Origin of the sequence: Marinobacter sp. (assembly GCF_033722195.1) — a bacterium.
GTDB lineage: Bacteria > Pseudomonadota > Gammaproteobacteria > Pseudomonadales > Oleiphilaceae > Marinobacter.
Genome location: NZ_JAWVZL010000177.1, coordinates 1 through 3,040, shown reverse-complemented (window position 1 = coordinate 3,040; position 3,040 = coordinate 1). Strand labels below are relative to the sequence as shown.

The 3,040-nt window shown below is 62.6% G+C and carries 3 protein-coding genes; all 3 read right to left on the bottom strand.

Going from position 1 to position 3,040, the window contains the following annotated elements; all coding sequences use genetic code 11:
* Positions 1 to 1,281 (bottom strand): LysM domain-containing protein (locus R3280_RS16450; protein WP_318999693.1); only part of this gene is annotated, 1,281 nt, incomplete at its 3' end.
* A complete protein-coding gene (locus R3280_RS16445) occupies positions 1,278 to 2,078 on the bottom strand; it encodes a DUF4123 domain-containing protein (protein ID WP_318999692.1) in 801 nt (266 codons plus the stop codon). The genes R3280_RS16445 and R3280_RS16450, both read right to left, overlap by 4 nt.
* Before the next feature lie 13 nt (positions 2,079 to 2,091).
* Positions 2,092 to 3,040, bottom strand: a 949-nt coding sequence (locus R3280_RS16440) for a type VI secretion system Vgr family protein (protein WP_318999691.1), incomplete at its 5' end; no start/stop codon positions are given.

The following is a 3,040-nucleotide window of genomic DNA, read 5'->3' as shown; positions in this document are numbered from 1 at the left end:
GGTGAGTTTATCCACCCAGTAGAGGCCGCCGAGTAGTTCACAGCCGGCGCGCACCCCGGCAAATGCGCCGGCTTCGGCATTGACGCCCTCGTCATTGCCGCCGGTCTTCGCGATACCTCGAATGCTGGGAACGCCCTCGGAACAGTCGACTTTTACATTGGCAGCCAGCAGCGCCGAGGCCCCGGCATAGCCGCTGGCCGTGATGGTCAGGCGGGCCTGGAAGTGCCCCATGGTTTCGTAGGCCCGGGGCCCGTCCATTCCACCCCGACGGTAATAGATCCGGATTTCGGACTCGTTGTTGGCGGGGTAGGCCTGCTCAATAGTGGCCTTGCCCTCGGCGAGGCTGAATTGTGCATCGGCGCGGGCCTGGAGGTGGACCTTGCCCTTGCTCGGGGTGAACTCCGCGGAGGCGCCGGCGCCCGAGGCGAAGCGCATGAACTGGGCCTCGGCCGATGCGTTGAAGCCGGTTTCGTCGCGCATGGCCTGCTCCCGCTGCCTGTTTCCCCATACCGAGCCACTGACTTCCTTGTGAAACTGGTTGATGGACTTGCTGAAATTGCTCTCCGGCCCAAGCTCCCAGAAGCTGCCCTTGAGTCTGAAGCCAAAGTCGGCTTCGACGGCCTGACGAAGCTTGCCGGTGTCGACACCATCGCGGTGCAGCCATCCCTGGCTGCGGTCGCGATCCCTCGCGGTCATTCGGTAGCTGCGCCAGTGATTGGCAATCTTCTCGGAGCGGACGTAGGTGTAATGCCGGTTTCCCTTCAGGCGTTTGATCTCGGTCAGCCGCGGCGTTGTCTGCATTGAGGTGCCAATGACGCCCAACTCCTCCAGGTCCGCCACCAGGGTCTGTTTCTGCTCCTGGAGCCTGCTTCTGAGGGCACCCTCCGATGCCTCTGGCTGCTCGCTTTCGCCGCCGAGTGATGCGTCGCCGTTCTCGATGCTGCAATAGAGCTGCTCTATGCCGCTACCGACCAGCATTTCTTCTTCCAGAATGTCGTCGAGATCTTCCTGGGTCAGAAAATAAAGGGTGTCGGAGCCTGTGACGTGAACAATCTCCACATACTCGTCCTGGCAGGGGGCCGGGTCGCACAGGGTCAGTGCCGGCGCCGACGAGAACAGGTTTTCGTCATTGGCAGGCAGGCTCAGTACCTGGCCGGCGTAGATTCGGTTGGGGTCTTCAATTGCGGGGTTCAGGTTCATCAGCCGTGTCACGCTCACCCTGTGCTTCCGGGCAATGTTGCCAAGGGTGTCTCCGGTTCTGACGGTATAGGCCAGGGTCACGCAGCACCTCCCTGTGCAAGCTGACGGTCGAGTTGATCAAGTTTTTCGAAATTGGTCATTGCGTTGTCGTCGAGCAGAACCTGGCAGGCCTGGCTGTGCAGTCCCTGCGGATGATAGAGAGCCAGCTCGGCGTACCGGACGATATCCCGCTCCGAGTGAAAGCCTTTTTCCTCGGCCTCCCGGACCAGACGCTGCAGCCGGGCCTGCGATTCCCGCTGTTCGTCGAGATCGAGATACGACCTGAGCCGTGCCAGAAACGACTGGCCCTGGGTGCCGTTCATGGCCTCGATTTGCGGTTCGCTCAGCTGGAACCAGCCCTCGTTTTCAGAGTGCTTTGCCTCAGCTACCCCGCTGGTCGTGATGGTTTGCCAGCATGCATCCGCGCGGGGGTTGCGCCACTCCACGATGGGTCCGCTGAACAGGTTGCGCTCCGCCTCCGTCAATACCTGGAAGAAGCGATCCAGATGGGTGCCGACATAGAACCGGCAATAACTCAGTTGTCCCGAGGGCATTCGTACACTGATCAGACTGCGCAGATGTTCAACCAGGACTTCCGGCCCGGCCTTGGCTCTGATCAGGATTCCACCCTCGGCCCAGGCTGATTGCTGCTCCCACAGGCGAGAGCCCGCCGACGGCAAGACCAGATAGGGGCTCACCGCCAGGGCGGCCTCGTGGCGGGTGCCGCGGTAAAGCCAATCAGCCCAGGGTGCATCGTCATGCTGATAGGTGATCCGTGGTGCATCGAGCTTTGCGCCATCCAGCAACAGGAACAGGTTGATATCGGCATCGAGAGTCATGGTCTGCATCCGCTCAACCCATGTCACACGGGCACTGGGTTAATGGGCAGGAGCCATCGGCCTGGCGGTGGCATTGTGCGCCAAACAGCAGATCCTTTTGTGCCATACGCCTGAGCTTCTCCGGGCTGCTGGGTATGGCCTCGAACGTTTTCCGTTGCGGCGAGATTGCCAACGCCGGTGAAACAACCTTCTCAGGGATGTGGGCGTCCAGACTCCCGGGCAGATGGGGAGACTGGGCCTGTTGCGCCGCTCCACTTCCAGGCGCCCCGCCGGAGTTCATCTTCACCATGGGGCCGGAGACGGTGACGCCGCTGGCGTCCACTTTCACAAAGCTGCCACCGGCCTTGAGGGTGACTTCGGCGCCGGCTTCGATGACGATTTTCAGGCCGGCCTTGTGGTGGATCTCGCGGCCGGCTTCCACCAGTTGGGACTGGCCCTGCCTGCAGTGATGGCTGCCGCCGGTTGTCAGGCTCCGGTCACCGCCGATCCGCTGGCGTTGCTCCCCGGCTACGGTGCAATGATCATCCCCCTTGATGTGGACCTTGCGGTGGTTGCCCACGGTAAGGTGGCTGTCGCGCCGGATCACCTCGGTGCGGTCGTTCTCGGTGAGCAGGTCCAGGTCCTTCTGGGCGTGTACATACACCTGCTCCTGGCCGGCCTCATCCTCGAAGCGCAGCTCGTTGCTGCCCTCGCCCTTGTGGGTGCGGGTTTTCAGGGTGGTGCGGGTCTTGTGCTGGGGCAGGCTGTAGGGCGGCATGTTGCCGGCGTGATACGTACGCCCGGTGATGATGGGCTGGTCCGGATCGCCGTCCAGGAAGGATACGATCACCTCGTGGCCGATCCTGGGGATGGCCATGAAGCCATACTGGCCGCCGGCCCAGCCCTGGCTGACCCGCAGCCAGGCGCTGCTGTGCTCGTCGTTGTTCGCACTCTCTACCTCGGGCCGCAGGCGCCGATCCCAG

Bases quoted from the DNA above. Each gene is read 5' to 3' on its own strand.
- R3280_RS16445 (WP_318999692.1), bottom strand. From the start codon at position 2,078: ATGACTCTCGATGCCGATATCAACCTGTTCCTGTTGCTGGATGGCGCA.